The sequence below is a fragment of the Deltaproteobacteria bacterium genome (genome assembly GCA_016218975.1).
GTDB lineage: Bacteria > Desulfobacterota > Deferrimicrobia > Deferrimicrobiales > Deferrimicrobiaceae > JAENIX01.
In genome coordinates this window covers 47686-73848 of the sequence record JACRCO010000053.1, presented here as the reverse complement: position 1 = coordinate 73848, position 26163 = coordinate 47686, and the positions used below count along the sequence as shown (strand labels likewise).

Genomic DNA, 26163 nt, shown 5'->3' with positions numbered 1-26163 from the left:
TTGCATTTAATTGGACTTAACCCGCATTTCTCAGTACGTCTTGTAGCCATACCCGTCTCCACCGCCTCGCGACGAACCGTGGTGAGAAATACGGGTTATCTCCGTTCCCCGCGCATGTATACTATTAGCGGGAAGCATTAGCCGATGCGAAGCGTATTGAAGAGTGTGCTCATTGCCCGCCACAGGGTGTGGGGGGCCTTTTTTCTTGCTTTCCTCATTGCGGCTCCCGCGACAGCGGGCTTTCCCGAAAATTCGGGAAACAGGACCATCCGTTTCGGCGTCATCCCGAGGTTCAATCCTCACGTGATGTACGAATATTACCAGCCGCTGATGGATTACCTTTCGCGGAATACCCCATATAGATTCGAGCTCCGGATCGGCCGATCTTACATGGAAACGATAGAAGATCTGCGCAAGGGAGTCACCGACGTCGCGTATCTCGGCGGCGCGACTTACGCCCTTGCCAGGCACCGATTCGGCGCACGGGCGCTCGTAAAGCCATTGAACGCGCAGGGGAAGTCGGCGTATCGGTGCAACATCATCGTTCGGAGCGACAGCCCCGTCCGGAAATTGTCCGATCTGAAAGGACGAAGTTTCGCGTTCGGAGCCCGGCGTTCCACGACCGGCAGCCTGATTCCCACGATAATGCTTTGCGAAGCGGGCGTGACCCCCGACAAACTCGGTCGCAGGAAGAATCTGCGCAATCACGAGGAGGTTGCAAGGGCGGTTCTGAAGGGGGTTTTCGAAGCGGGGGCCGTGAAGGACGTCGTCGCGTGGAAGTACAAGGATCAGGGGCTGCGGGTCGTCGCCGTGTCGGAAGAGCTGCCGAACGCGCCGATCGCAGCGGGTCCGTCCCTTTCCATGGATGCGGAGAAGGCGTTGACGGGGGCCCTCCTGTCGATCGACGAAACGAAGGAAAGAGGGCGGTCCGGATCGGAAGGCCTCGGGCCGGAAATCCGCGGGGGATTCGTTACAGCGCACGGCGAAGAGTACGATTTCCTTTACCGCAAGATCACTTCGATAACCGGCGCCGGGGGTTGCGGCATCCGTTGCCACTCATCGAATCCGTTCCTGAAATAATAAGACGCCCCTTTTCCTCTCTGGCGGGGAAGTTCACGACCGCGGGAGTGGCAGCCATCTTTTTCTTCGCGCTGGCCCTGCATGTTTCCCTCGTCGAGGAGGAAAAGAGCCATCTCCTGGAAAGGGAGAGGCGTGCGGCGCGGACCCTGGCCGTTTCGATGCGGTTTCCCATCACCCAGGTTTTGCTCTATGAAGAGATCGGCCTTGTGGCCGAGGCGGGGCTGCTGGACCTCTACATTGCGCGGCTTGCCGGAAACAAGGACATGCGCGTGACCTACGCCATGGTCCTCGGTCCGGACGGCGTCGTCCTCTCCCACAGCGACCTGACGCAGTTTCGCAAGCATCCGGACGACCCCTTGACCGCGAAGGCGCTGTCCGCCTCCGACATAACACTCACCATGGTCGGGGAGCCGCTGGACGGCGGCTTGATCGACGTGGCGGCGCCGTTGAGCATCTCATCCAAGCGGTTCGGGACCCTGCGCATCGGCTATTCCCTCGCGGGAATGGCCGATGAAGTCAACGCGCTGAGCAGGAAAATCCTGTTCATATCGCTTTCCGCCGCGTTCGTCCTCGTATTTGCCGTCTTCGCCGCCGCCAGGATAATGACGAGGCCGATCCGCCGATTGTCGGACGCGCTTGATTCGGTGCGGCTGGGAAACCTCGACCCCGCCCCGCTCCCCGGCCGTAACGACGAGCTGGGCAAGCTCTACGACAGCTACCGGATCATGGTGAACCGGCTGAGAGAAGAGGAGGTCGAGCGAAAAAGGACCCAGGAGCTTCTGACCGGCACCGAGAAAATGGCGACTATCGGGACGCTGGCCGCCGGACTTGCGCACGAAGTCAACAGCCCGCTGACGGGGGCGATGCACGGAGTCCAGGCGCTTAAGAAGGAGTCGCTGCCTCCCCACAAGCGGGAGCAGTACCTTACGGTGGTCGGCGAAAGTCTCGAAAGCATCCACCGTGCGGTCTCGCAGCTTCTCGACTACTCGACGGTGCATGCGACGCACTATTCCGAATGCAACCTCCGGGTCCTCGTCGGGAAGACGCTCGAGCTCCTGGACTTCCAGCTCGACAAGGGGCGGATAGAGGTGGCGAACCGCGTTCCTTCCGTGACCGTGAGAGCGGACGCCCACAAGATCGAACAGGTCATGGTCAACCTGGTGCTGAACGCCGTCGCCGCCATGCCTTCCGGGGGAAAGCTGGATATCGGGCACATGAACGACGGGCAATTCCATACCCTTGTCGTGGCGGATACGGGCTGCGGGATCCCGGAGGAGAACCACGAAAGGATATTCGAGCCGTTCTTCACGACGAAAGTAGCGGGGAAGGGGACCGGACTTGGGCTCGCGGTTTGCAAGAAAATCGTGGAACAGCACGGGGGGAGAATGCGCGTTACCTCCAGGCCGGGAGACGGCACGACGTTTTTCATCTCTCTGCCGTGCTCGCCTACATAGATGAAAGGGGCCACGATGGACACGCCTTGCCGACGGATCCTGGTCGTGGAAGACGATCCTGGATTGCGCTTCACCTTGACGGACAACCTTGAAGAAGCGGGATACGCCGTCTCCTCCGCGGACGACGGCGGGGATGCGGTCCGCCTGCTCGCTTCGGAAACGTTCGACATCGTCGTTACGGACATAAGGCTTCCCGGCAAAGACGGGCTGGAAGTCCTCAAGGAGGCGAAGTCGAAAACCCCGGCTCCGTCAGTCATAACCATCACCGGTTTCGGCAGCGTCGAATCCGCCGTGGCGGCGATGAAACTCGGCGCCGAAGATTACCTGACCAAGCCGTTCTCGATGGAAGAGTTCATGCTGCTGCTGAACAAGGTCCTGCGCGTCAGGGCGCTCGAAGAGGAAAACCGGGACCTTAAGAAGCTCATCGCATCGCAGTCGCGTTTCGAGGAGCTGATCGGAAAGAGCAAGCCAATGCGGGAGGTTTTCGACCTCGTCACGCTTGTAGCCGATACCGACGCCACTGTGCTTATCCTCGGGGAGAGCGGCACCGGTAAAGAGCTGGTCGCGAGGGCGGTCCACCGGCGTGGAAAAAGGAAAGACGGGCCGTTCGTGGCGCTCAACTGCGCGGCGATACCCGAAACCCTGTTCGAAGCGGAGCTTTTCGGTTTCGAGAAGGGCGCCTTCACCGGGGCGCTGAAACGCACCGAAGGCAAGATCGAGCAGGCAGGCGGGGGCACCCTTTTCCTCGACGAAATAGCGGATATGCCGCTCCCGGCGCAGGCGAAGCTTTTGCGTGTGCTCCAGGAGCGCGTCATCACGAGGATCGGCGGGCACGAAAACGTTCCGGTCGACATCCGCATAGTCACTGCAACGAACAAGGACGACCTGAAGTCGATGGTCGCCGAGGGTGGGTTTCGGGAGGACCTGTTTTATCGGTTGAACGTCTTCGCGATCCGGCTTCCCCCGCTGCGCGATCGGCTCGAGGACGTTCCCCTGCTCGTCGAAAATTTCGTCGGGAAACTCGGAGGCAACCGCAGCGTCTCCGAAAGCTCGATGTCGCTCCTCATGAACTACGGTTACCCGGGGAACGTCCGGGAATTGTGGAACATCGTCGAGCGCGCCACCATTCTTTGCAGGGAAGGGACGATCGAGCCCAGGCACCTTCCACCGGAGATCCCGGACTCGCTCAATACATCCTCCGGTGAGAATTCCGACCCCCGGGCGATCCTCCCGTTGAAGGAGGCGGTAAGGCGGTTCGAGCTCGATCATATTCAGCGGGCGCTAAGGGCAACGGGGGGAAGCAAGACCGGCGCCTCGGAGCTTTTGGGCATAGGCCGCAAGGCTCTTTGGGAGCGCCTGAAAGGATAGAGAAGGATTACTCCCGGATACGACCGGCCATGTTTCCATATGGAAACGTGGCCTTCTCTTTGTTTCCCTATGGAAACAATTGTTGACTTCAACAACTTGCCTGCAGTGAGACGTCTCAGTCATTCGCCCCCTAACCTTTCGATAATAGTTTGAAAATTCGTCAGCGCTTCCGCCTGCCATAATCGGCATGCCGATTGCTGAGAATCCCTCTGGATAAATCAAAATTGTTTTTTTCAACATCTCAGGAAGCAGTTGAAGCTTTTCGGGATCGATCGATAGAAACGCACAGACAAAGGAGGTTCGGTTTGATGAGAGAAACGGCTAAGCCCGTAAGGCTCGTCCGGGTGGCGGCGCTGGCGGTCTTTCTGATCCTGGCGGCGGCCATGCTCGTGCTCGCCGCGGACGGCGGCGGCTACGTCGGAAGCGAGAAATGCAAGGAGTGCCATGAAGCGATCGTCGGACCTTTCCGCACCAACATCCACTCTAAGACCGCGTACTACGGCGCGAAGATAAGCGGCTGCGAATCGTGCCACGGCCCCGCGGCGGAACACGTGAAAGAGGGGGACAAGACCAAAATCGTCAACCCGGCCAAAATCGCGGCGGAAGCCGCCACGGCGGTCTGCGCTTCCTGCCATTCCAAAGACAAGGTGCAGTTGTTCTGGAAGGGGAGCGCCCACGACAGCCAGGAAGCCGGCTGCGTCGCCTGCCACAAGGTGCATGGAGGGAAGCAGCACCTTCTTTCCAATGCCGATGAAAAGCAGGTCTGCTTCGGTTGCCACGGAGAGGTGCGCGCCACGATGCTTAAGAGGTCGAAGCACCCGATGCGGGATTCCTCTTCCCCGACCCAGGAGGGGAAGATGGGCTGCTCCGCATGCCACAACCCGCACGGAGCAAGGAGCGAGAAGCTCATAAACGCCAAGTCCGTCAACGACAAGTGTTACGAATGCCACGCGGAGAAGAAGGCGCCGGTTCTCTGGGAACATTCGCCGGTCAAGGAGGACTGCCTCACCTGCCACGCCGCGCACGGGTCTTCCTTCGACAAGATGCTGGTACAGAAAGCGCCGCGCCTCTGCCAGCAGTGCCACATGCAGGGAAGGCATCAGACGGGGACCCTCTCCACGAACTCCGCCTACGCCATAAACAGGTCCTGCCTGAACTGCCACCCGATGATCCACGGGTCCAACAACCCGTCCGGACCGGTCCTGCAGAGGTGACGAACATGACGAATATACATTCCACGGAGGAACGGCAGATGATTCGCGGAAAAATCGCATGCGCGGCGGCCGCCCTGCTCCTGTCGCTCGCGCTGTACGCCGGAACGGCGCAAGCCCAGCAGCAGTTCGGCGCCTGGATCGGGGAGACCTCCGGGCAGGTCGACGCCGCCGTGCAGCAGAAGAACGTCAGGGGCTCCGACGAGAAGTTCGAGGAGTACCGCGACGTGAAGAACGGCTTCCTGTTCAACGATGCCGCGTTCAAGATGGAGCGAGACGCGGGGTACTTCCTCGACGTGAAGATCAAGAATCCCGCGCAGGAAAACGAATACTACAGCGTGACGGGCGGGAAGCACGGCAAGTTCAAGTACAACATCTACTTCGACACCATACCCCACAACTTCAGCGGCGGCACGCTCCTGTTCAACGGCGCAGGGACCAACCGGCTCTCCATTCCCGATAACGTCCAGAGCGCCCTCCAGGCGGTGGAACAAACGCGCGTGGAGCGCGGGAACGTTATCACCGATACCACCGGTGAGGACGCGCTTGCCCAGTCGATCGTCAGGGGACTTTATTCGGAAGCCAATCCGTTCACGTTCAAGCTCAAGCGTGAGAAGGCCGGCTTCTCGCTCGAACTGAACATTTCCCAGGACGTCAAAACCTGGGCCAAGGTGACGAACGAAAAGCGGACCGGCGCCAGGGTGATCACGGCCGGGACGTACGAACGCTACGCCCAGGGAAGCGGGCTTGCGCACACCGCCGACCTGTTCGTGGTGAGCGGGGCCGACCTTGCGGAGCCGATCGACTACCGCACGACCTCCGTTTCGGTCGGAGCGGGGATCTACAAGAAAAGCTGGCTGGCGGACCTCGAATACACGTTTACCGATTTCAACAACGGCAATGGCGCGCTGATCTGGGACAACCCGTTCCGTATCTCCGACAACACCGCGACGAGCTCGGCAGGCGCTTCGGCCGCGGCCGGTGACAACGGTTTCGAACGCGGCCGGTTCGCACGCGGCCAGCTTTCCCTTCCGCCCGACAGCAAGTCGCACGACTTCACCGTGTCGGGGGGGGCGGACCTGCCGTACCGCGGCAGGTTTTCCGGCACCGTCAGTTACGGATGGATCACGCAGGACAGCCCGTTCGTTCCCTACTCGTTGAACAGCGCCCTGAACAACCTGACCTTCTCCGGCGCCCCTGGAGCATCCCCCACCTTCGATGTGACGAACGCAGGGAGCCTTCCCAAGTCGAACCTGGACGGCGATGTAAAGACGCTTGCAGGGAGCTTCAAGATCACCGGCAGGCCGATCGAACCGCTCAAGGCGACGCTTAAGTACCGCTTCTACGATTACAACAACGATTCGAGCGAGATCCGGTTCCCCGGCTATGCCGGATTCGGCGAATCCTACTGGCGGTTGATCAAAAACGACACCAGCACAACCGACGCGGCCGTTTTCAACGAGCCGCTCTCCTTCACCCGGCAGACCGCAAACCTGCTCCTCGACTATCACGCTTCGAAGCCGCTGACACTCCTGTTCGACGCCGGGTGGGAGGGATGGAAACGGGAGAAGCTCCGGATCGACTCCACCACGGAATGGAGCGCCGGCGCCGGCTTCCTTTACAAGCCGACGAAAACCGCGAACCTGAAGGCCGCCTACAAATATGCGAAGCGGACCGTCGACGGTTACAAGGCGGGCGACAGGGCGGAAAACCCCGAGGCGGTGGGCTTGAGGAATTACGATTGGGCCGACCGCGTGCGCCACAAGGCAGATGCAAGGTTCTCATACGACCCGTCGGATATCCTTTCTCTCGGTATCCACGGCCTGTATTTACGGGACAAGTTGGCCCAGGACAGCCGGTTCGGACTCAAGAAGGTCGAGAACGCCGGGGGCGGCCTGGATGTAACTTACACGCCAACCGAGAGGGTCTCCCTCATCCTCAGCTACCTGCGAGAGTACCGGAAGAGCAGGATGGACTCGGCCGCCAAGGACGACTCCTTCGACATCGCCTCCACAACGGACAACGAGACGACGCTTTTCGGAAACTTCAACCCTCTGAACTACTGGAGCACCGACATCAAGGAAACGACGGACACGGTGGGTTTGGGCGCCAAGCTGCAGCTCGTACCCAACAAGCTGACGCTCGATACCTCTTACAACCTGTCTTACAGCAAAGCGGACTACAACACCTTCAACCCCAACAGGGACCTGGCTATCGCCAACGGGTTCACCAACGGCGCAAAGCTCTCCAACGCGGTGGCGCAGCCCTGGCCCTCCGTGGTCAACCGGCTGCACGAGGTCAAGGCCAACCTTGCCTACAAGTGGTTCAGCAACGTGACGGTTGGGGTCGGCTACCTGTTCGAGTGGTACAAGCTCGACGATTTCGCCTGGGACAACCTGCAGCCCTACATGGCGGGGCTGACGGCCGAGAATTCGACCAGGTTCGTCTTCGCCGACGCGACTTACAAGAGTTACGAAGCGCACGTCGGCCAGGTCTACCTGGTGTACAAGTTCTAACCGACAGCGAGGCCGGGGCTCTCCTCCCCTCGGGGGCCCCGGTAATTTGATGCCGGGGCCCTTTGCCGCTTAAGGGCCCCGGCCGGCTATCAAGGACCTGCATTGAATATTTATTACCGAATATGTCAAAAACTTGACGTTATGCTGCTAAGGGTATCCGTTCCTTCTTCCGAAATGAAAGTTGCCATCGGGAATCCCGGCAAACGGGTTCCTTCGGAAGAATCGAGCGGAGACTCTGACGGTGATCGGAACAAAATCTTCTGCCGTTATTTTCTTTACGCTGGCCATCGGGTCGATAATCGTTTTTCCCTCACCGTCCTTCCCCTACGTGGACATATCCCTGAGCGTGAACACGAAGCTTTACCATTCCGCCGACGGCCTCGTTTGCAGCGATTGCCACGTTCTCCATTCGGGCGAGGACGGTGCGGCGAAGCCCACGGGGACGGCCTCCGGCGGCCCTTCCGCTATCCTTCTGAAGAAACCGTCGGTGACGGACCTCTGCCTCCAGTGTCATCTCGCCCCCGGCAATGCCGCATTCAAGGCCCCTGCCGTGATGACTTCCAACGGCGCCGCGCCGGGCGGAACCTCCCTTCCCGCCGGCGATTTCTACTGGAGTTCGACGGATCCGCGGAAGGGGCACAGCCCGGGGAAGACCCGCGGCGCGCAGTCCTCATCGATCCCTTCGGATCCGGTCCTGACCGTCGCGCCAGGAGGGAACTTTTCGGCCAACAACTTCGACTGCGTAAGCTGCCACGATCCCCACGACCGGTTCGGGGAGACGGTGGCGGCGTGGCGGCAACTGAAGCGGAGGGTCAACGGGATCGTTCATACCGGGAACGAAACCGTGGAAAAAGGGGTGGAGAGCTCCGGAGGAACCTTGGGGGCGACGTCGCCGGGCTTCGAGCCCATCCTTTCCAATTCTCGCGGCGACATCCAGGGGACTTCCTACCTGAACCGGCGCAAGGACGGACAGGAACTCGAGAGTGCGGATCTATCCAAAACGGAAGGGGACGACAACAAGAACGTCTACCGCGGGGGATTTTCCTCCTTCTGTTCGGCCTGCCACGGCGACTTCCACGGGGGGAGCGGGGAAACGCGATCCTCCGACAACGGGAAAACGCGCGCCGGGGGAGGGTGGATCCGGCACCCGGCCAACATGCCGATGGGCGAATCGGGGGCGAAGCACGGGATCGCCTCGTATGCGGCCGCGGTCGTAAATTCGCAGGGCGCCAACCCCAATCCTGCCGGCTACGACTGGAAGTATCCGCTGGTCAAGGCGGAAGCCGATTTTTCCGTGAGAAGCCGCGCTGCGTCCGCGAACGACCCTGCCACGATCGCGGGAAGCGACCGGATATCCTGCCTGACGTGCCACAAGGCGCATGCATCCCCCTTCGCGAACATGACGCGCTGGGATACGGGCGCCCGCTCGTTTCTTGCCGCCGGAGAGAAGGATCCGTCCGGCGTCGCTTCGACGGGAGACAACCCGGCGCACGGCTGCGGCAAGTGCCATCGTATGGGGGGCTCGAAAGCGTTCCGGAAAGCCTTCTGAGCGAAACCCGGGTTCGCCGGGCGTTCCCCCGTTTCCTGGCATTCCTTTTTCTCTTCTTCGCTTTTTTTACGGGCTGCGGGCAGAGAGACCGGGAAACGGCCGAGCAGCCGCCTCCGGAAACCACTCTTCTCATCGGCCTTATCCCCGAACAGAACATCTTCAAGCAGATCGAGCGGTACGAGCCCCTCGCCGACTACCTGTCGAAGAAAGCGGGGGTCCGGATCAAATTGAAGGTGCTGACCTACTACGGGAATGTAATAGACAACTTCGAGGCCCTGAAACTCGACGGCGCTTTCTTCGGAAGTTTCGGCTATTCGTTGGCCAAGGCGAAACTCGGCGTCGAGGTCCTCGCCAGGCCAGAAGAGCCGGACGGGACATCGACGTATCATGGGGTCATCTTCGTCCGGAAAAACAGCGGAATCAGGACGGTCGGCCGGATGAAGGGGAAGCGGCTCGCGCTGGTGGCCAGGGCGACCACCGCGGGGTACCTGTTCCCCTTGATCCATATGAAAAGGGCCGGGGTCGGGAACATCGACTCCTATTTCGGCGACGTGCACTTTACGGGTACGCACGAAGGCACGGTGCGGGACGTGCTCGAAAACGCGGCGGATATCGGCGCCGCGAAAAACACGGTTTTCAAAAGGCTTGCCGCGGAGGACCCCCGGATCGGCCGCGAGCTCACGATCCTGGCGAGATCGGCGGATGTGCCCGAAAACGGCCTGGCGTTGCGGAAAACCCTCGAGGATGCGGTGAAACGGAAGATTTCGGAGGCGCTGGTCACCATGCATGCGGACCCGGAAGGAGCGAAAGTATTGAAGGCGTTCGGGGCGCGGAGTTTCATCAGGACGACCGATGCCGACTACGAGCCGGTGCTGTCCTATACCAGGGAACTCGGAATCGACCTTGCCACCTACCGGTTTTCGAACGAGTAGATGAAAAAGAAGATCATCATCGCCCTGGGTGTAATCTGTTTCCTGTTCACGCTTTGCGGAATCTACATCATCGTCACCGTCGAACGGGCGACTTCGAAGCTCGACAAGCTCATCAAGCTGCACCAGGTCGAAATTCTCCGGGAACACCTGCTGATCCATATCAAGGGCGTGCAGTCCGACCTCACCTTGAGCGGAACGCGGTACGCCAGCAGCGTCGATACCATCGTGACCCACAGCATTCACATGGGGAAAGTGGCCGACAAGTGTTTCACGTGCCACCACTCGCCCGAGGTGTTGGAAAACCTGAACGACCTGAAGCGCATGACGGAGAATTACAAGGATGCCTTAAGCCGCGTGTTGACGCTCGGCGCAGGGAGCGACCGGCTGGAGACCGAGAAGGACCGCGCCATCGTAACGGGGCAGGGGCTGATCGAAAAGGTGAACAGCATAGTCGCCCTGACGAGCAGGAACCTTTCGTCGAACACCCAGGTGGCGTTCCGCCAGATTGCGCTGATGAAGACGATGCTCTTCGTCCTTATCGCGGCGGGACCCGTCTTCTCGGTCATCTTCGCGTATGTGTCCATACGGGGACTGGCGCGCCCCATGAACGAGCTTCTCACCGCCACGCGGAGACTGGAGAGCGGCGATCTCGATTACCGGATCGAGGGACTGAAGGACGAGTTCGGGGAGGTGTCTGCTTCCTTCAACAAAATGGCGAGATCCCTCAAGGAGCAGATGCTCCAGATGCAGCGGACGGAACAGATGGCGGTTGTCGGGGAATTGGCGGCGGGATTGGGGCACGAGGTGAAGAACCCGCTCGCCGGGATCAAGGCGGCGGTGAACCTGCTCTCCGAGGAACTGACGCTGCGGAACGAGGACCGGATCCTCTTTTCGCAGATCGTCGACGAAGTGGGCAGGCTCGAAACCCTGATGAAGAATTTCCTCAACTTCGCCAAGCCTCCCAAGCCGCAGTGGGAGAGCGTCGATCTGAACGAAATCATCGCCACGACGATAGATTTCTACCTGAAATCCAACCGTTCTTCCCCCGAAGGGCAAAACGGCATCCGGATCGTCAAGGACCTTGACGACCGGATTCCCTTGACGATGGCCGACCCGGTCCAGCTCCAGCAGGTCTTCCTGAACCTGCTCCTGAATTCCATCGACGCCATGCCGGGCGGGGGCATGTTCGCCGTGGGAACCCACTACGACGTCTCCGGCGATTCCATCCTGATCGACATCACGGACACGGGCAAGGGAATCGACCCGGACATGATCTGCAAGATTTTCCAGCCCTTCTTCACCACGAAATCGAAGGGGACCGGTCTTGGACTCGCGATCTGCAGGCAGCTCATCGGGCAGCACGGCGGCGATATCACCGTGGGGAACAATCCGGCGGGGGGCATCCTTGTCCGGATCGTTCTTCCGCGAAAAACGGTGGAGGAAGAAGGGAAACCGGGATGACGGCGAGAGGAAAGATAATGCTCGTCGACGACGATCCGCTGATCGTCGCCACGCTGTCGAGATGGTTCAGGAAGCAGGGATACGAGATCCAACCCGACACGAAATGCGATGACGTCCTCGGGCTGGTCAACTCGTTCCTTCCCGACATCGTCCTCCTGGACATAAAGCTGCCCGTGAAGAACGGCATCGAGATCCTCCAGGAAATCACCGCCAGCCGGATCGATACGAAGGTGATCATGCTTACCTCGGACGACACCGCCGAAACGGCGATCAAGGCGATGAAACTGGGCGCCGTGGACTACCTGACCAAGCCGTTCAACCTCGAAGAGGTCGGAATCGTCATCGACAAGGTTTTCGAGAAAGACCGGCTCGAGCGGGAGGTCCAGTCCCTCCGGCTTGTCCATTCGGACCTTTCGGAAGCGGAGTTCATAGGCGCTTCCGATGCCGCGGGCGAGATCCGGGAAAAGATCCGGAAGATGGTGCAGGCGCGTGTTTCCACGCTGCTTATCACCGGGGAAAGCGGCACGGGGAAGGAAGTGATCGCGAGGTTCCTCCACCGGTCGATCCACGGGGAGGAAGCATCCCGGCGGGCGCCTTTCATCCCCGTCAACTGCACCGCCCTGCCGGAATCTCTCCTGGAGAGCGAGCTCTTCGGGTACGAAAAGGGCGCCTTCACCGACGCGAAGGCGGATAAAAAAGGCGTCTTTGAAATGGCGAACAAGGGGACGATTCTTCTCGACGAGATCGGCGACATGAAGCAGAACTGCCAGACGAAGCTGTTGCGGATCGTGGAGCGGAAAGCGGTGCGCAGGATCGGGGGCGGGTCGGAGATCCCGGTCGACGTCGCCGTCATCGCCACGACGAACCGGGACCTGGTGAAGGGGATCGAAACGGGCGATTTCCGCATGGATCTCTATTACCGGCTCAACGCGTTTTCCATCAACATCCCTCCGTTGAGGGAGCGTAGGGAGGATATTCCCGTCCTTGCGGAGCATTTCCTTTCCTACTTCCGTAAAAGATATAACAAGTGCAACGTGGAAGGATTTTCCCCGGAGGCCGCGAAAATGCTGACGACCTACCGGTGGCCCGGAAACGTCAGGGAATTGAAAAACGTGATCGAAAGGCTCGTCGTGCTGGAGAATGCGGATACGATCCGGCCGGAACACCTGCCGAAGGAGATGGTTCGCACGCTGCCGTCACCGGAAAGCGGAAACGAAGTGCGGTTCCTGCTGCCCGAATCGGGAATCTCGCTCGATGACGTGGAAAGGGATTTCATCGTGCAGGCGCTGGACAGAAGCAGGCAGAACAAGTCGGTGGCGGCGAAACTCCTGAACGTCACGTATCAGTCGCTGAGGTACCAGATAAAGAAATTCGGGTTGGAATAGGGGGCTACTTGCTTGCAGGCTTCCCTTCGGATTTCCGGGGGAAGACCGCTTCGAGCGCTTCCGCAAGCTCCTCGCAGGTGTACGGTTTTTCCATGAACCGGACGGCGCCCGCAGCCATCGCCCGGCGTACATTGCTTTCCGACCCGTTGGAACTGATGACGACGACTTTCGTTCCGGGAGAGATCCCGCGGATTACCGGCAACAGGTCCAGCCCGTTCGCATCCGGAAGTTTTATGTCGAGAAAAACAAGATCGTAGAAGGCGCTGCGAATTTCGGAGAGTGCGTCGGTCCCGTTCTCCACCGCGTGATGGATGATGCCACGCTTCGAAAGTGTTTTGCCGAGCCCCCAGCACAGCAACTGGTTGTCATCCACGATCAATACCTTCATCGAAGTCATGCCGTTTTTATACGCAATCGGCGTGCCGGATGGAATTCCTGCTTTCAAAAGCCGATTATCTCCTGAAAATTCGGGTCGATATCCCGACGAGGGCGATATTGCGCACGTTTCCGAATCCGTAACCTTCCGCCGCAATTGTTTCCGTTTCGATACGTTGTCGAAATGAACAAAAGGTTTGTTCATTTCGGATTTCGAGGAGGGTAACCGGTCTCGACTGATTTTTTAAACCCTTTGAATTATCGGGCGGTTGCAGGTGGCGTGGGCAAGCGGCATGCCCGATGCAAAACCTTTGGGCGTCATGCCGTCGAGATTGAAAATTCCCGCTCTGCTCATCCTTGCGATCCTCATGATTCCATGGCCTGCAACGCCCTCCCCGGCCGCGGGAACGGATCGCGGCCTCCTGAGCGTCGAGTTCCTCTATGCGATCGAGTACGCAGGCGGGCGCTCCGACAGGCTCCGGGAGCCGATGGACATCTTCGTCGACAGGAAAACCGGCGAACTCTACATCGCGGACGCCGCCATCCGGAAGATCCTTATATACGACCGGAACGGCATGTTCGTGCAGGCGATCGACCCCGGCGAGAAGGAAGGGTCGGCGAGGATGGTCGCGGTGGACGCCGAGGGAAGGATGTTTCTCGGCCACGTGAACAGCCCGAAGATCAGCATCCTCGATTTCCGCGGGAACCCCCTGGACGCGCTTCTTCTCCCCGGGATCGTAGACGCGCCCGGAAGCGCCGTCCGCCCAATGGCCATCGCCAACGGGGGGAGCGGCGGAATCTACGTGCTCAAGACGCGGGGGGGGGTGGTCAAGGTGGACCCCGACGGCGTGGCGCACGAGGAGATCCCCATCTCCGGCGAGGGGGCGCCGAACACCATTTACGGGATGGCCGTCGATCGGAACGGCCGGTTTCTCTTTACGGACATGCGCCCCTATTCCGTCGTGATCTACGACCCCAGGGGAAAAACATTCAAGCGTTTCGGATCGCCCGGCGTTCTCTACGGCCAGCTCGACCGTCCCATCGGCATCGCCGCCGACGATGCGGGCCATATCTTCGTAGTCAGCACGGTCACCAACAAGGTCTCCTGCTTCGACCGGGAGGGGGAGTTCATCGAGGAGTTCGGAAAGATCGGGGAGGGGTACGGCCAGTTCTACATGCCCTCCCGGATCGCCTCGGACGGAAGGGACCGTATCTACGTACTGGAGAACACGCTCAAGCGTGTGCAGGTGTTCAAGGTTCGATTTCTCAAGGAGAAGGAGGTGGTGCAGGAAACGAAAACGGCGTGCACGGAAAATTCGCAGGAACGACGGATCGCTTCGCAGTCAACACCCAACAATCCTCTGAAAAAGGCAAACCTCGAGTAATCGGGGGACGCAAAGCCCACGGATCCTTCGATGGAAGGACGGCCGGGCCGCCAGAGAAAACTTCGGAGGATGCAATGAAAAAATTCTTGCTATCGATCGCGATTGCGGCCCTGACGGCCGCGCCGGCGATTGCGGCGGTGCCCAGCCAGACGACGGGCGCCGGTCCCAATACGGCACAGTATCACTCCTATGACGGCCTCGTCTGCACGGACTGCCACACCTTGCACAACAGCGATGGCGGCGCCCGCATATCCGGTAACAAGCTACAGGACGGCGGCGCCACGGACTGGAATCCCGGCGCGGGCGGGTCTTACCGCGAATTGCTGAAAAAGGGCGACTGGACCGATATGTGCCTTTCCTGCCACAAGCAGGGGTACAACACTTCCGCATCCGCCGATCTCGTGGGCGTGGAGAACACAGGCTGGACCGCCCCGATCGTCATGACGCTCACCGGCGCCATTCCGGCCGGCATCTCCATGCCTGCGGGCGACTTCTATCAGTCCAATTTGGACCCGAAGAAAGGGCACAACCCGGCGTATACCAAGGGATCCGCAAGCCCCACCTCCAAACTGATGGCGGCTGACACGGTTCTCGGGAACGCGCCTCCGGGCGGCACCATCACGGACGGCGAGTGGTCCTGCCACTCCTGCCACGGGATGCACTCCCGGTTCAGCGGCAGCTACACGGCATGGCGGCAGATCAAGCGGAAGGTGAACGGCGTCGTGGTTACCGGCAACGTAACATCGTTCGGCGTGGAGACATCGGCGGGCGGCGAGACCCAGAACACCGCTTACGAGCCTATCAAGTCGAACTCCCGCGGCGACATCCAGGGAACGACCTACGTCAACAAGCGCCAGGACGGCAAGGATCTCCAGGGCGCGGACCTCTTTGTCGATTACAGCGACACGAACAAGAACGTCTACCAGGGCGGCTTCTCCTCCTTCTGCTCCGCATGCCACGGGGATTTCCACGGCACCGAGCAGACCGAAGGCGGGACAGACAAGACCCAAACCGCCGGTGTCTGGATGAAGCATCCGACCAACCTGAAAATGGATATGACGCCGACAAGCAGGAAATACGGCATCACCACTTATAAGGCCACCGTCACCAACGCCCAGGCAAACAACCCTAACCCGGTCGGCTACGACTTCCGGTATCCGCTCATCAAGGCGGACGCGGACTTCGCCGTGCTGAGCACTTCGGCTTCGGCCGCCGATCCCGCCACGCTGTCTGGCAACGATCGGCTTTCGTGCCTCACCTGCCACAAGGCGCACGCATCCAGTTTCGAGAACATGACACGATGGGATACCAACGGCCACGCGTTCCTTCCGAACGGGGGAGCGGATGTGGAAGGCCAGACCTGGAACGGAACCGCCTGGGTTGCCGGAGCATCAGTCGGCGACAACCCGACCTTCGGTTGCGGAAAGTGCCACCAGAAGGGCGGGACGAAGGCGTACGTGAAGGGGTTCTAAATCGCCTGTCCATTTGAGAATGTTTCATGCCGCCCTGCGGGCGTGACTCCACGCCCGCAGGGCTTCACCACCTCCGGGGGGTGATCATGAATAAAAGAACCAGAGCCGCCGCCGGCTTCGTCCTCGCTTGTTCGATGGCCGCGCTTTGCTTCGGCGCCGCGCCTCCGGCATACGCTTTTATCGACTATATAACCGGGAGCGTGAACACGCGGCTTTACCACTCGTACGACGGGCTGGTTTGCTACGACTGCCATACGATACACAACAGCGAGGACGGCGCTCCGATCATCGCCGGGACCACGGGGAATCCCGGGCCGTACGCGAGACTTCTCAAGCAGCCAACGGTCACCGACATATGCCTGCAATGCCATCTCTATCCCGCGAGCACCGCATTCAAGGCCCCGGCGGTGATGAGCAGCGCCGGGAACATCCCGTCGAATTACGCGTTGCCGGGCGGGGATTTCCATTTGAGCTTCAACGATCCGAAGAAGGGACACAACCCGGGGAAGAGCAGGGGGGTTCAGTCGATGGTCATGCCTTCGGACCCGGTGTTGACGGCGTCTCCCGGAGGAGGATTTTCGACGAACGACTGGGACTGCGCCTCGTGCCACGATCCCCACAACCGGTTCGGTGAAAACGTGGCGGCATGGAGACAGTTGCGCCGCAAGGTGAACGGGATCGTTCACACGGGGAGCGAGACGGCGGCGAAAGGCGTCGAGAGCTATGGGGGTAACGAAGGGACGACCGCGCCGGGATACGAGCCGATCCTTTCCAACTCGCGCGGCGACATACGGGGAGGCCCGAACGAGACCACGTATTTGAATACTCGCAAGGACGGTAACCCGCTCGAAGGCGCGAAACTGTACCCGAACACGGCCGAGTCGGACACGAACAAGAACGTCTACCGGGGCGGCTTCTCCTCGTTCTGCGCCGTCTGTCATGGCGACTTCCACGGAGGAAACGGCGAGAACAGGAACGCCGACAACGACAAGACCCGGTCGGGCGATGCATGGATACGGCACCCGACCAACGTGACTATGGATAGATCGACCGGAAGCAAGTACGGCATCGATACCTACAATGCGGCCGTTACGAATTCACAGGGGAACAACCCGAACCCCGTTGGTTATGACTGGAAATACCCTTTGGTTAAGGGGGATGCCGACTTCTCCGTCAGGGCGAACGTCGCCTCCGCCTCCGATCCGGCAACGCTTGCGGCTACGGACCGTATCATGTGCCTCACATGCCACAAGGCGCACGCTTCGAACTACGAAAACATGACCCGGTGGGACACGAACTCCCACTCGTTTCTCCCCGCCGGGCAGCAGGATTTCACGGGCGCGGTCTCGATCGGGGACAACCCTGCATTCGGGTGCGGAAAGTGCCATCAGAAGGGCGGGACAAAAGCTTACGTCAAGGGATTTTGATAATAGTTACTTTGGGGAAAAAAGGACAGGGAATCGTTTGATAACGGTTCTTAATTATGCCTTGCAAACTACGGTTCAAATTGTTATATTTCCATTTCCATCATGTCGGAAACATGGAAGAATTCCATTCTCTCCCGGTGGATTTCCGTTTCCCATCACATGCGATAGAAATGGGCCGTAAGGGTGGTGAAGTAGTATGAAAAAGTATCTGCTGTCGTTAACCGTTATCTTTATAATTGTCATGTCTGCGTTCAACCCGGCCAACAGCGCCGAACCCAACGGAGGCAGAAGCCCTGTCCACTCTCCCGACGGAAGCAAGATAGCCTTTCTTTCCTCCACATTGCATACGCCTGCGGACCTTTGGGTGATGAACGCCGACGGTTCCGGAAAACGGCGGCTTACGACTCGCGGGGTTTCTCATTTCCGCTGGGCGCCGGACGGAAAAACCATCCTGTTCTCCGCCAGGCGCAAGGGGTACGAGGAGGTTTTACGGATCGGCATCGACGGAGGCAGGCCGGAAGAACGGATTCCCGGTATCCCTCCCAACGCAGGGATCCCGATCGAGTCGCCGGACGGGAAGCTTTTCGCTTTCACGGCCCCCGGGGAACAGCAAAACGTACGGGACCTGTGGATCGGCACCTCGGACGGATCGAGGGTCGAGGCGGTGACCGAAAAGATAAGCGTCCGATCGGTTTTTTTTAGCCCGGACAGCCGAAAGGTCTATTACGAGGCCGGCAAGACGTACGGAGTCGGAATCTGGGAGATCGACCTGTCCGATATGGAGAGCAAGCCGCTTCTGAACAAGTACATCGGGACACCGGCCTATTCGAACAAGGCGGGGCTCATAGCCTATCCGTTCCCCACCAGCCCCGGCGAGTTCGAGATCCGCACCATGGATCTGTCCGGCAAGGAGGTCACGGTCCTCAAGGCCCCGAGGCTCGCGGGGCGACGTATCGCATGGGATGTCGACGGCAAGGGGATTTTTTACATCGGGCAGGATATAGAGATCGTGCCTGCGGATAACGCCGTCGCAGCCGACAACACCGCAGGCGCGAAGGTGGACGATGACAGGGAAAAACCGCGGGCGCCGCATGAGACCAGGAAGTCGGGCAACAGGCAGGTGGGCGTCAACGCGCTCTGGCGGCTTGATATGGCATCCGGCATCGAGAGGAGGATTTCGCCCCCCGAACTGCACCTGTCCGATTTTTCGCTTTCCCCCGGCGGAAAAGACATCGTCCTCGCCGGGGTTTCGGAGAGGAGCGGCTCCGCCGAGCTCTACCTACTTGACGGGATTACGGGAAGCGTAAAACCGCTCGCGAAGAGCAGGCCTTCCGCATGGATGCCAGTGCCTTCTCCGGACGCGACGAAGGTGGCCTTCTTCACCAACGAGGGAGGGGTCGAATTCTTGAAGGTCGCGGGTATCGCGGGAGAGGAATCGGCTTCTTATCCCGGTTTCGCGCTTGAAGGCGACACCCGAATATTCTGGCTTCCGCGCAGCGAGGGGCTCCTTGTGTTTTCGGCAAGGGGGCTGCACGCCTTCTCGGAGAAGGGCCCGATCGATTTTCCCAACAATGGCGATCTCAGGTCCTATCTCGACGCCGATGCTTCCATCCAGGACGACAAGGTCCTTGTAAGCGCCATACCGAGATACGGCGAGACGCCGGGCCTGTACATGCTGACGGCGTCGGACAATGCGTTCCGGTTGAGCGATCTGCGCTATCCTTCGGCCCCTGAGGTCGCGGCCGAGCTTTACCTTCAGCCGAAGTGGTCCAACGACGGGAAGAAGATCGCATTCACGGACGGGGTCGATGTCTGGACGATGAAGGGAGACGGGACCGGCAGGGTTCGCGTGACATCGTTCGCGGAGAGCAACAAGGGCGAGGACAGGCCTCCGTCCACGGCTTCCCATCCGTTCTGGTCCGCGGCCGGGAAAAAGATCGGATACACCTTTACAGTTTACGACGGGAAGAAGGTCGTTCGCGAGCTCATCGCATCGAACGCCGACGGAACGGAAACGAAAAAACTTCATTCCAGCGAGGTGGACAGCCAGTTCCAGGTGTTCCAGCCGGAATATACCCACCGGCCGTTTTTCGATGCGACTGACGAGCACGTCATATTCACGGCCTTGCATAACGGAATTCCCAACGTATTCGCCGTGAAGGCGGAGGGGGGCCAGCCGGCGCCGCTGACGGAGACGGGAGCGATATTCCCCGCGCTTCTTCCGGAGGAAGGGACCATCGTTTACGTCTCGCTGGATGAGAACGACGAGCGCCTGTTCGTCATGAACAGCGACGGCTCGGATAAAAGACCATTCTTCCTGAAACCGGCGCAGCCCGGCCGGGTCGACCCCGCGGCAAAGGAATAGGGAAGGGAACCGGCAGGGATGCGCCATGTATTTTCACGAAAGGATCTTTTCGCGGTCGTGCTGACGGCCGCACTCATGATCCTTGCGCCGGCACCCGCCCGGACGCTGTGCCTGGAAAGGTCCGTCACGATCGTTCCTTCCGGTCCGGACCTCGCCTTACTTTCCCCGACAGGCCTCTGGTACGACGAGCAAAGGGGATACCTTTCGGTCGCCAATCCGCTGCTGCACCAGGTTTCCGTTCTGGACCGCAAAGGACAGATCGTCAAGGTCCTGGGGAAAGGCGGCGAGCTGGGATATCCGAGGGCTGTGGCCGCAACGCGCGGAGGGAAGCTTTTCATCGCCGGGAGGGAAAGCGAAATCGTGAAGGCGCTCGACGGGTACGACGCCGTTGCCGCCGAGGCGTACCGCGAGATAGATCTCAAGCAATACAGAAGAACGTCGCCGGTGCAGCCGGCCGCGCTTTTCGCGGACTGGAACGGCGATCTTTACGTCGCCGACCGGGGGAACCGGCAGGTCCTTGCCTTCGGGGCTGACGAGAAGCTGCGTTTCTCCATCGCAGACGTCGGCGAGCCCGCGGACATATGGGTCGACCGTACGGGAAAGATATACGTGGCGGACCCGGGGTTCGGGGGGATCCGGGTGTACGACGACCGCGGGAAACAGCTTCGGACGATCGGAACATCAACCCTGCGCTCGAGGGAGCCGCTCAGGATCAAGGCCCTCGCGGTAGACGCGCGAAGCCGGATATGGGTCGTTGAGGAGGGGGGTCGCGGGATAAAGGCGCTCGATCCGCTCGGGAACGTGATCTTCTCGATGAGCGGAGAGGGCCTGTTCTCCCCGGCGGACCTTGCCGTCGATCCGCACGAGAACCTGTACGTCCTTGAAGAAGGGGGGAATCGGATCTCGGTGTTTTCGATCGCCGGTATCTGAGCGACAGCCGATGTCTTCCGCTCCGAAAATATTTTCCGTTACAGTGCCGGGCTACGCACGCCTCACGGGGTGTCCCTCGCGGGGGCTCGCCCGCCGGCTTGGCGGCGCGACGTTCATGGTGCGGATCCTGCTCGCAGCAGCGGGTTTGAACTTGCTTTTTGCCGCGCATCCGGGGTTCGCGCAGGTCATGGCTCCCGAGATCCGGCGGATCGCCGTCTTCAAGGATGAGGGTGGAGAGCGGGCGTTGAGGAGCCCTCTCGCGATCGTCCGGGACGGAAAAAGCGGGGAACTGATCGTTTCGAGCTTCGAGTCCGGCGAGGTAGTCATCCTCGACAAAGCCGGGTCTATCGTCAAGAGGATGGGCGCGGATGCGGGCCTGGTCACGCCGTACGGCGTTGCGCTGGACAACGCGGGCCGGATCTACGTCAGCGAGGTGCGGACCGGCCTGCTGAAGATCTTCAGTCCGGGGGGGGCGATCTCCGACGAAATAGACCTCGCCCATGCGGCGGGCCGCAAGGTTTCACCCGGCCGGATCACGCTTGGCAGGGACGACCGGGTTTATGTCGCCGACCTGGACGGCAATGAAATCCTTCTCTTGTCCTCGCGGGGAGATTTTATCCGGTCGATGGGAAAGTTCGATTACCTCCAGAAAGCCGGGAGGGAAAGCGGCGGGCGTATCGTGGGCGTCAGCGCACAGGGGAAGGCGGTGCAGCTCTTCGACGACGGCGGCAAGCTCCTGCGTTCCTTCGGAGACCATGGCGACAAGTCGGACAGGAACATGTCGTTTCCGACCGGGTTCGCATCCGACGCGAAGGGCCGGCTCTGGATCGCCGACCCGTTCCAGCACCGGCTGAAGGTGTTCTCCGCGGAAGGAGAGTTCCTTTTCAACTTCGGGCGGCTGGAAGAGACGACCGAAAGCGGGGGGTTCTTCTTTCCGGTCGATCTCTGTTTCGGCGAGAAAGGGGAGCTCTTCGTCCTCGAGAAAGGGGCGGAGCGCGTCCAGGTTTTCCAGGTGGGAGACCTGAAGGATTAGGCGGATGAGACGAGCGTCCCTGTATTGCGGATCGATCGCGGGAGGACTCTTCCTGTTCCTGGCCGCCGGGCACGTGTCGCACGCCTACTATCACGACCTGCAGAAGAACCGGCAGCCGTGCGGCGACTGCCACACGCTTCACTACAGCGAGGCGGGCGGCGTGCCCGCGAAGGTGGAGCCGGGAGGGCCGTTTCCCAGGCTCCTGGTCCGGGCCACCACCAACAAGCTCTGTCTTTTCTGCCACGACGGCAGCGACCCCAAGGCTCCCGACGTCCTCGAACCCGTGACGATGTATTCGGGAAGCGGCGACGAGCACTCCGGGGCCGGATCTTTCTCCAACAGCGGAGGCGCCGCCAACCAGAACGGGCACGATCTCGGGATTAATTCGACGTCCGTCCCTTTCAGCACCCTTTCGAACGCGACCCTTACTTGCGCCTCCTGCCACGACCCGCATGGGACCCCCAACTACAGGAACGTTCTCACCGCGCCGGCGGGAGGGCAGGGGATCGGAACGGAGATGGGAAAGGACGTATTCAGGGAGGCGCCTCCCGGCGATCCTCCGTCGGCCGCGGCCACGGCCGCCGCATACAAGGAGTCGAACGAAGGATACAAGGCCGGAACGTCCGCATGGTGCGCCGAGTGCCACGACCGGCTGAAGTCGAGCGTGAACCTGCCGGGCAACCGGCTCCACCATCTTTCCGACGTTCCGATCGACGGAGCGGGATATCCCTCCGGGTGGCCGACGGATCCGGCCCACTGGGCGGACGGCTCGGGGGCCGGCTTCGGAACTGCGACGGGCGACCTTGTGGAAGGAGTGCCGAGGCTGCGGTTCCAGGCGGCCGGGGCGGTCGATTTCGCCTCGTCGAAAACCGTGTCGGCAAGCAACCAGGTCATGTGCGGAAGCTGCCACCTGGCGCACGGCGGGAAATATCGGAAGGGCTTGGTGTGGCCGTACAAGGAACCCGGTAGGCCCGCCGATTCGATAGCGGGGTGCCAGCAGTGCCACAACCGATAGACGCGCCCGGAAGGAGGATCGCCACGGGCATGAGCCGCAGGCGGCATGCGCTCGTAAACTTCGCGATCGCGATCATGGCGGGGACGGTCTGTGCCTTGCCGGCGGCCGCGGGTGTTTACGCCGAAACCGGGCACGGAAACCCCGTCACGGGCGTTCTGCGCGACCCTGCGATATCCAGGGGCGGGTGCAACCATTGCCACGTGGACGAAGACGCCCAGGCCAGGTTTCCCAAGGCGCTTTGGCGGGAGAACGACAACGAACTCTGTTTTACGTGCCACCAGAACGAAAATATAGCCGGCACCTACCCCGGCCGGATCGCTTACGAATCATCGAACCATCGCACCGACGGACGCACGGTCTGGCCGGGACCGTATCCGCCTTCGAGGAGGGAGGCTGGCGCAGCGGGCAAATGCCTGAACTGCCACGACCCCCATGGCCGCCAGGACAGTCGGGGAGCGATACCGAGCCAGATGGTCGCACGGGAGGAAAGCCTCTGCACGGCCTGCCACGACGGAGACCCCTCGTTCCGCGACATCGCGCGCGAGATCCGCAAGCCGTACAGCCACCCCGCGGTCATTACGGCCGGAAAACACCGTGCCGGCGAGGGAGGCGACCCTGCGCTCTTTTCCTACGTCGGCGGCAACCGGCATGCGGAATGCGCCGACTGCCACAACGCACACGCCGTTTCCGCGGACCCCTTGCCGCCGGCCCCGCCTGCGGCCTCCAACCGCAACTCGAGGGTGAGCCGCATAAGGGTCGTGAACGGAGCCGCTGGGACCATTCCTTTCTACGAGTACCGTCCTGCGAACGACGTAAGCACCCCGGTGCTGGAATACGAGATCTGCTTCAAGTGCCACTCGTCGTGGACGAACCAGCCGCCGGGCGAGCAGGACATGGCCCGTTTGTTCAACGTGAACAACGCCTCCTTCCATCCGGTGGAAGCACAGGGGAAAAACACGGGGATCAACCCGGCAGCGTTCGTGGCGGGGAGGAACGCAATGAGCGTCATCCATTGCGCCGACTGCCACGGCTCCGACGATTCGAACCTTAAAGGGCCGCACGGATCGCAGTTCCCCAACCTGCTCCGCAGGGCGTACGACGCACGAAGCTTCAACCGCGTCGTCACCAGGCAGGAGCTCTGTTTCCTCTGCCACAACTTCGAGACGTATGCGAATCCGTTTTCATCGGCGCCGGAGCAGCAGGCGAGCCGGTTCAACCCCCCATCCTCGACGAGGGGGCACGCTTTCCACGTCGGAGAGCGGAACATCCCGTGCTACGCATGCCACGATTCCCACGGCTCGCCGCAGTTCCCGGCGCTTATAGCAACAGGGAGGAGCCCGGGGATCCTGAGCTTCGTCCCGGGCGGAGGCGGCGGAAGCTGCACTCCGACATGCCATGCGACGAAATCGTACGCGGTCAACTACCCGCGATAGGTCGGCGGAGGTTGAAGTCCGGATGGCTCGAAATTCTGGCTCTTGCGGCGGCTGCATCGCTGCTGACGGCGGCCGCGCCGCAGCGCGCGGAGGCGATAACACGCGTGAACGGTAATTTCTTCCTCGATGATACATACGCGAGAGGGCCCCGGGACGACACCAGGCTTTTCCAGGGCGGAGTGAACCTCGATTTATATCCGCCCACGAAAAAAAAGATCCAGGCGCGCCTGAGCCTCCGCCTCAACTACACCAGGTCCGACGAAGAGAGCGTATTGAACGTATCCCCCGTCGGCAACCTGGGTATGGATCTGTCCGGGGAGGCGTTCGCCCTGAATCTCCAGCATAGCCGTTTTTCCACCATAAGCTCCGCCGCACAGCTGACCGAGACGAGCAATTCCAGGGCGGCCCTTTCTCTTTCCCCCAAGGATCTCCCCCGGCTCTCGGCGAGCTTCTCGCGCACCGAGTCGGCGACCGGGGGATCGGTCACGTCGAGCGACACGGCATCCTTCTTCGGCGACTACCGGTACAAGTGGATGAACTTCCGCGGGGGGTATTCCAACGACCGGAGAACGTCCGGAGGGCAGGCGGGGCTGGAGTCGTCTACCGTCTTGCTGGGTTTCGGGGGGAGCTACGAAATCCTGCCCAGGACGACCTTGACGGGCGACTACGATTACAACCGCTTTTCCGCCACGAGCGGCGCGGGGCAGGAGACGGCGACGATCGGCAACGCCTTCCGCATGAGCGCCGACACGCGGCCCTTGCCGTGGCTCGGATTCACAGGGAATTACTCGAGGACGGACACCGACTTCGATTCCCCGTCCGCCGCCGTGACCAGGACCACGCAGCAGTTCTCCGACGTGACCGCCAACCTCGACCCATATCCCTTCCTGCGGTTCTCGGGCACGACGGGAAACAGGCGTTTCAACGACGCGCAGACGATGCGCAGCGTCGATTTCGTCACTTACGCCGCCAACGTCAGCAAGCAGCTAAGGGAGGGGGTACTTCTCGGGGCGAGCGGTTCGCGGAGCGTCGAATCCGACCCTGACCAGGGCAGGAACGTAAGCGACAATTTCGGGGTCAACTCCACGATGGACCTGACGCAGCGGATCTCGCTGCGCCTGAACCTGAACGCGAACCGGAGCGAGTCGCGCACTTTCGTAAGCACGGCCGGCTACAACGCTTCCGGGACGCTGGCGGACAGGGTCCTGTTCGACGACCGTCCTCCCGGCTTCACCTATTTCGACGTCGTCGGCAACGACCTGTACACGAAGAACTCGACCGCGATCGGAGACTGGGTCCTTACGGCCCACGTCGAACCGGTCACGGAAAGTTATTCGGTCAACAAGTCGGTCCAGGTGAACGCGATACCTACCGACAAGACGAACCTGGCGCTCAGCTATTCCTCGGCATCGTCCGCCGAACGGCTGGACCTCGGCAGGATCGGCAACCAGAACTTCAACACTTCCCTTTCATACATGGCCAACCGGCGGACCATCTACGGCCTTTCCGGGACGGTGTCGCTGCCGGAGACCGGGAGATCGTCTTATTCGGCCACTGGAACGATGGCCTACCGTTTCCGGCGCGGGCACCAGATGAGCCTGAACTACGGCGCGAGGCAGGCGGCAGGCAGGAGCGACCATACCTTCTCGGGGACGCTGGGGCTCGCATTCAGGAAGCGTGTCAGCCTGGAGCTTGCCTATTCCGGCACGCAACTTTTCAGGGAGGAACGGACAGACTTCTTCCGGGTCCGTTTCAGCAAATCGTTCTGATGG

General features: G+C 60.9%; 19 protein-coding genes and 1 riboswitch. Of the genes, 18 read left to right on the top strand and 1 reads right to left on the bottom strand.

Translation table 11 applies throughout. The annotated features are described in order from the left end of the window. Nucleotides 1–144: 144 nt before the first annotated feature. The 9 genes from phnD to HY896_06815 all read left to right on the top strand — a co-directional run bounded on the left by phnD (nt 145) and on the right by HY896_06815 (nt 12956). Nucleotides 145–1080, top strand: a complete 936-nt coding sequence (phnD, locus tag HY896_06855) for a phosphate/phosphite/phosphonate ABC transporter substrate-binding protein (protein ID MBI5576069.1) — start codon at nt 145–147, stop codon at nt 1078–1080. Continuing rightward, entirely contained in the window at nt 1050–2534 is a 1485-nt protein-coding gene (locus HY896_06850) for a HAMP domain-containing protein (GenBank protein MBI5576068.1), read from the top strand. The genes phnD and HY896_06850 overlap by 31 nt, the downstream gene beginning before the upstream one ends. Before the next feature lie 15 nt (nt 2535–2549). Then, complete coding sequence (locus HY896_06845) at nt 2550–3902, top strand: sigma-54-dependent Fis family transcriptional regulator (protein ID MBI5576067.1); 1353 nt, start codon at nt 2550–2552, stop codon at nt 3900–3902. 308 nt (nt 3903–4210) lie between these two features. Further along, nucleotides 4211–5116, top strand: a complete 906-nt coding sequence (locus HY896_06840) for a DmsE family decaheme c-type cytochrome (GenBank protein ID MBI5576066.1) — start codon at nt 4211–4213, stop codon at nt 5114–5116. 38 nt (nt 5117–5154) lie between these two features. Beyond that, a complete protein-coding gene (locus tag HY896_06835) occupies nt 5155–7629 on the top strand; it encodes an MtrB/PioB family outer membrane beta-barrel protein (protein MBI5576065.1) in 2475 nt (824 codons plus the stop codon). A gap of 241 nt (nt 7630–7870) precedes the next feature. Beyond that, nucleotides 7871–9178 carry a hypothetical protein gene (locus tag HY896_06830; GenBank protein ID MBI5576064.1) on the top strand — a complete coding sequence of 436 codons (1308 nt, stop codon included), beginning with the start codon at nt 7871–7873 and terminating at the stop codon, nt 9176–9178. Beyond that, complete coding sequence (locus tag HY896_06825) at nt 9133–10110, top strand: phosphate/phosphite/phosphonate ABC transporter substrate-binding protein (protein ID MBI5576063.1); 978 nt, start codon at nt 9133–9135, stop codon at nt 10108–10110. Before HY896_06830 ends, HY896_06825 begins: the two co-directional genes overlap by 46 nt. Next, entirely contained in the window at nt 10111–11571 is a 1461-nt protein-coding gene (locus HY896_06820) for a HAMP domain-containing protein (GenBank protein MBI5576062.1), read from the top strand. Then, entirely contained in the window at nt 11568–12956 is a 1389-nt protein-coding gene (locus tag HY896_06815; GenBank protein MBI5576061.1) for a sigma-54-dependent Fis family transcriptional regulator, read from the top strand. Before HY896_06820 ends, HY896_06815 begins: the two co-directional genes overlap by 4 nt. A 4-nt stretch (nt 12957–12960) precedes the next feature. Here HY896_06815 and HY896_06810 read toward each other — a convergent pair whose 3' ends face one another. Further along, nucleotides 12961–13401 carry a response regulator gene (locus tag HY896_06810; GenBank protein MBI5576060.1) on the bottom strand — a complete coding sequence of 147 codons (441 nt, stop codon included), beginning with the start codon at nt 13399–13401 and terminating at the stop codon, nt 12961–12963. Nucleotides 13402–13606: 205 nt separating this feature from the next. On the opposite strand from HY896_06810, the gene HY896_06805 reads away from it, so the two are divergent. The 9 genes from HY896_06805 (at nt 13607) to HY896_06765 (ending at nt 26160) form a co-directional block, all read left to right on the top strand. After that, complete coding sequence (locus HY896_06805) at nt 13607–14716, top strand: NHL repeat-containing protein (GenBank protein ID MBI5576059.1); 1110 nt, start codon at nt 13607–13609, stop codon at nt 14714–14716. Further along, nucleotides 14691–14771: riboswitch (cyclic di-GMP riboswitch) on the top strand. It overlaps the preceding gene by 26 nt. A gap of 19 nt (nt 14772–14790) precedes the next feature. Next, nucleotides 14791–16188: a hypothetical protein gene (locus HY896_06800; protein ID MBI5576058.1), complete on the top strand. Its 1398-nt coding sequence runs from the start codon at nt 14791–14793 to the stop codon at nt 16186–16188. An 86-nt stretch (nt 16189–16274) separates the two neighbouring features. Further along, nucleotides 16275–17615, top strand: a complete 1341-nt coding sequence (locus tag HY896_06795; protein ID MBI5576057.1) for a hypothetical protein — start codon at nt 16275–16277, stop codon at nt 17613–17615. Between the two features lie 196 nt (nt 17616–17811). After that, nucleotides 17812–19980 (top strand): PD40 domain-containing protein, encoded by a 2169-nt coding sequence (locus tag HY896_06790; protein MBI5576056.1) that lies wholly within the window; start codon nt 17812–17814, stop codon nt 19978–19980. Nucleotides 19981–19998: 18 nt separating this feature from the next. Continuing rightward, nucleotides 19999–20910, top strand: a complete 912-nt coding sequence (locus HY896_06785; protein MBI5576055.1) for an NHL repeat-containing protein — start codon at nt 19999–20001, stop codon at nt 20908–20910. Nucleotides 20911–20953: 43 nt separating this feature from the next. Then, entirely contained in the window at nt 20954–21943 is a 990-nt protein-coding gene (locus HY896_06780; protein MBI5576054.1) for a hypothetical protein, read from the top strand. 4 nt (nt 21944–21947) lie between these two features. Beyond that, nucleotides 21948–22958 carry a hypothetical protein gene (locus HY896_06775; GenBank protein ID MBI5576053.1) on the top strand — a complete coding sequence of 337 codons (1011 nt, stop codon included), beginning with the start codon at nt 21948–21950 and terminating at the stop codon, nt 22956–22958. A 29-nt stretch (nt 22959–22987) separates the two neighbouring features. Beyond that, complete coding sequence (locus HY896_06770) at nt 22988–24391, top strand: hypothetical protein (GenBank protein ID MBI5576052.1); 1404 nt, start codon at nt 22988–22990, stop codon at nt 24389–24391. 11 nt (nt 24392–24402) lie between these two features. Further along, nucleotides 24403–26160, top strand: a complete 1758-nt coding sequence (locus HY896_06765; protein ID MBI5576051.1) for a hypothetical protein — start codon at nt 24403–24405, stop codon at nt 26158–26160. The last annotated feature ends 3 nt before the right edge of the window (nt 26161–26163 follow it).

Coding starts and splice junctions, on each gene's coding strand:
- phnD (MBI5576069.1), top strand. CDS start 145: ATGCGAAGCGTATTGAAGAGTGTGCTCATTGCCCGCCACAGGGTGTGG.
- HY896_06845 (MBI5576067.1), top strand. CDS start 2,550: ATGGACACGCCTTGCCGACGGATCCTGGTCGTGGAAGACGATCCTGGA.
- HY896_06840 (MBI5576066.1), top strand. CDS start 4,211: ATGAGAGAAACGGCTAAGCCCGTAAGGCTCGTCCGGGTGGCGGCGCTG.
- HY896_06835 (MBI5576065.1), top strand. CDS start 5,155: ATGATTCGCGGAAAAATCGCATGCGCGGCGGCCGCCCTGCTCCTGTCG.
- HY896_06820 (MBI5576062.1), top strand. CDS start 10,111: ATGAAAAAGAAGATCATCATCGCCCTGGGTGTAATCTGTTTCCTGTTC.
- HY896_06815 (MBI5576061.1), top strand. CDS start 11,568: ATGACGGCGAGAGGAAAGATAATGCTCGTCGACGACGATCCGCTGATC.
- HY896_06800 (MBI5576058.1), top strand. CDS start 14,791: ATGAAAAAATTCTTGCTATCGATCGCGATTGCGGCCCTGACGGCCGCG.
- HY896_06795 (MBI5576057.1), top strand. CDS start 16,275: ATGAATAAAAGAACCAGAGCCGCCGCCGGCTTCGTCCTCGCTTGTTCG.
- HY896_06790 (MBI5576056.1), top strand. CDS start 17,812: ATGAAAAAGTATCTGCTGTCGTTAACCGTTATCTTTATAATTGTCATG.
- HY896_06785 (MBI5576055.1), top strand. CDS start 19,999: ATGCGCCATGTATTTTCACGAAAGGATCTTTTCGCGGTCGTGCTGACG.
- HY896_06775 (MBI5576053.1), top strand. CDS start 21,948: ATGAGACGAGCGTCCCTGTATTGCGGATCGATCGCGGGAGGACTCTTC.
- HY896_06770 (MBI5576052.1), top strand. CDS start 22,988: ATGAGCCGCAGGCGGCATGCGCTCGTAAACTTCGCGATCGCGATCATG.